General features: G+C 52.6%; 2 rRNA genes. Both read right to left on the reverse strand.

Features of this window, described 5'->3' with window-relative positions:
* Positions 1–168 precede the first annotated feature (168 nt).
* A 5S ribosomal RNA gene (rrf, locus tag A15D_RS16945) occupies positions 169–284 on the reverse strand.
* 190 nt (positions 285–474) lie between these two features.
* Positions 475–3,367, reverse strand: a 23S ribosomal RNA gene (locus A15D_RS16950).
* Between the last annotated feature and the right edge of the window lie 173 nt (positions 3,368–3,540).

The following is a 3,540-nucleotide window of genomic DNA, read 5'->3' on the forward strand; positions in this document are numbered from 1 at the left end:
CGGCGCCTCACCCTGGCACCTTCGGTGCATCGGGTGTCACACCTCGGTCCCGCTTGACGGGATGGCAGCGCAGGCGCTGCGAGGTAGGGAGAGGAGGTCACCGTATCCTAAATATAAAAAAAGGCCCCTCAGCATAATGCGCTGAGGGGCCTTTTTTTATATTTAAGAGCCTGACGATGACCTACTCTCACATGGGGAAGCCCCACACTACCATCGGCGATGTGTCGTTTCACTTCTGAGTTCGGCATGGGATCAGGTGGTTCCAACACTCTATTGTCGTCAGGCAAACTGGTTTGGTTTTCCTGATGGAATCAGGAGGACCAAATAGGTTGCCTTACCGGTCGACTACTTGACTGACCGGCAAAGCCAAATTGGGAACGAGAAGTTTGCTATTCATGATTAGCAAGCTGACTTCTGACACCTTGTCTTTACGCTGTCCTGACTCGTGGAGTCTTGGGACTGCTTTGGTGTTATATAGTCAAGCCTCACGGGCAATTAGTACTGGTTAGCTTCACGCCTTACAACGCTTCCACACCCAGCCTATCAACGTTGTGGTCTTCAACGGCCCTTCAGGGGAATCAAGTTCCCAGGGAGATCTCATCTTGAGGGAGGCTTCCCGCTTAGATGCTTTCAGCGGTTATCCCGTCCGAACATAGCTACCCGGCAATGCCACTGGCGTGACAACCGGAACACCAGAGGTTCGTCCACTCCGGTCCTCTCGTACTAGGAGCAGCTCCTCTCAAATCTCCAACGCCCACGGCAGATAGGGACCGAACTGTCTCACGACGTTCTAAACCCAGCTCGCGTACCTCTTTAAATGGCGAACAGCCATACCCTTGGGACCGGCTTCAGCCCCAGGATGAGATGAGCCGACATCGAGGTGCCAAACACCGCCGTCGATATGAACTCTTGGGCGGTATCAGCCTGTTATCCCCGGAGTACCTTTTATCCGTTGAGCGATGGCCCTTCCATACAGAACCACCGGATCACTAAGACCTGCTTTCGCACCTGCTCGACTTGTAGGTCTCGCAGTCAAGCACCCTTCTACCTTTACGCTCGTTGCACGATGTCCGACCGTGCTGAGGGTACCTTTGTGCTCCTCCGTTACTCTTTGGGAGGAGACCGCCCCAGTCAAACTACCCACCACACAATGTCCCCGACCCGGATAACGGGCCTAGGTTAGAACCTCAAACATGCCAGGCTGGTATTTCAAGGACGACTCCACAATGACTGGCGTCACTGCTTCAAAGTCTCCCAGCTATCCTACACAAGCAGGCTCAAAGTCCACTGTGAAGCTGTAGTAAAGGTTCACGGGGTCTTTCCGTCTAGCCGCGGGTACACAGCATCTTCACTGCGATTTCGATTTCACTGAGTCTCGGGTGGAGACAGCGCCCCCATCATTACGCCATTCGTGCAGGTCGGAACTTACCCGACAAGGAATTTCGCTACCTTAGGACCGTTATAGTTACGGCCGCCGTTTACCGGGGCTTCGATCAAGAGCTTCGCCGAAGCTAACCCCATCAATTAACCTTCCGGCACCGGGCAGGCGTCACACCCTATACGTCCGCTTACGCGTTTGCAGAGTGCTGTGTTTTTAATAAACAGTTGCAGGGGCCTTTTCACTGCGACCGCCAATAGCTTAGGGAGTAAATCCCATCACCGTCAGCGGCGTACCTTCTCCCGAAGTTACGGTACAATTTTGCCTAGTTCCTTCACCCGAGTTCTCTCAAGCGCCTTAGAATACTCATCCCAACCACCTGTGTCGGTTTGGGGTACGGTTCCTTATAACCTGAAGCTTAGAAGATTTTCCTGGAAGCATGGCATCAACCACTTCCCGGTCACAAAGGACCAGTGGTCTCGACTCTCAGCCTTAAGGTGCCGGATTTGCCTAACACCTCAGCCTACAGCCTTTCCCCGGGACAACCAACGCCCGGTAGGCATAGCCTTCTCCGTCTCTCCATCGCAGTTATAAGAAGTACAGGAATATTAACCTGTTTCCCATCAGCTACGCATTTCTGCCTCGCCTTAGGGGCCGACTCACCCTGCGCCGATTAGCGTTGCGCAGGAAACCTTGGTCTTTCGGCGTGGAGGTTTTTCACCCCCATTATCGTTACTCACGTCAGCATTCGCACTTGTGATACCTCCAGCATGCTTCTCAACACACCTTCACAGGCTTACACAACGCTCCCCTACCCAGCAGAACAAGTCTGCTGCCGCAGCTTCGGTATCCAGTTTTAGCCCCGTTACATCTTCCGCGCAGGCCGACTCGACTAGTGAGCTATTACGCTTTCTTTAAAGGGTGGCTGCTTCTAAGCCAACCTCCTAGCTGTCTGAGCCTTCCCACATCGTTTCCCACTTAACTGGAATTTGGGGACCTTAGCTGGCGGTCTGGGTTGTTTCCCTCTCCACGACGGACGTTAGCACCCGCCGTGTGTCTCCCGGATAGTACTCACTGGTATTCGGAGTTTGCATCGGTTTGGTAAGTCGGGATGACCCCCTAGCCGAAACAGTGCTCTACCCCCAGTGGTATTCGTCCGAGGCGCTACCTAAATAGCTTTCGGGGAGAACCAGCTATCTCCGAGCTTGATTAGCCTTTCACTCCGATCCACAGGTCATCCGCTAACTTTTCAACGGTAGTCGGTTCGGTCCTCCAGTGCGTGTTACCGCACCTTCAACCTGCCCATGGATAGATCGCCCGGTTTCGGGTCTAATCCCAGCAACTAAACGCCCTATTAAGACTCGGTTTCCCTACGGCTCCCCTAAACGGTTAACCTCGCTACTGAAATTAAGTCGCTGACCCATTATACAAAAGGTACGCCGTCACCCCACAAAGAGGGCTCCGACTGCTTGTACGTACACGGTTTCAGGTTCTATTTCACTCCCCTCTCCGGGGTTCTTTTCGCCTTTCCCTCACGGTACTGGTTCACTATCGGTCAGCCAGGAGTATTTAGCCTTGGAGGATGGTCCCCCCATGTTCAGTCAAAGTTTCACGTGCTCCGACCTACTCGTTTTCACTTGATCAGGTTTTCGAATACGGGGCTATCACCCACTATGGCCGGCCTTCCCAGACCGTTCTTCTAACCATTCACAAACTTAAGGGCTAATCCGCGTTCGCTCGCCGCTACTGACGGAATCTCAATTGATTTCTGTTCCTAAGGGTACTTAGATGTTTCAGTTCCCCTCGTTCGCCCCCTACACCTATGGATTCAGTGCAGGGTACCTGCCTTATGACAGGTGGGTTTCCCCATTCGGAAATCTCCGGGTCAAACAGTTGTTTGCCACCTAACCGGAGCTTATCGCAGGCTACTACGTCCTTCATCGCCTCTGGCTGCCAAGGCATCCACCGTGTACGCTTAATCACTTGACTATATAACCCAAAACAGTCTCTTCATCACCCGCCTTTCGACTGGCAACTCCAATTCCGCCCAGGTCATTCATCGTGATAACGATTCACCATAAAGACACAAGTGTCAGAAAGTCTCTAACGCTTGCATTCTCAATGAATACTTGGACTTCTCATTTCCCAAATTTTTAAAGAGC

Origin of the sequence: Alcanivorax sp. MD8A, from assembly GCF_002888555.1 — a bacterium.
Taxonomy (GTDB): domain Bacteria; phylum Pseudomonadota; class Gammaproteobacteria; order Pseudomonadales; family Alcanivoracaceae; genus Alcanivorax.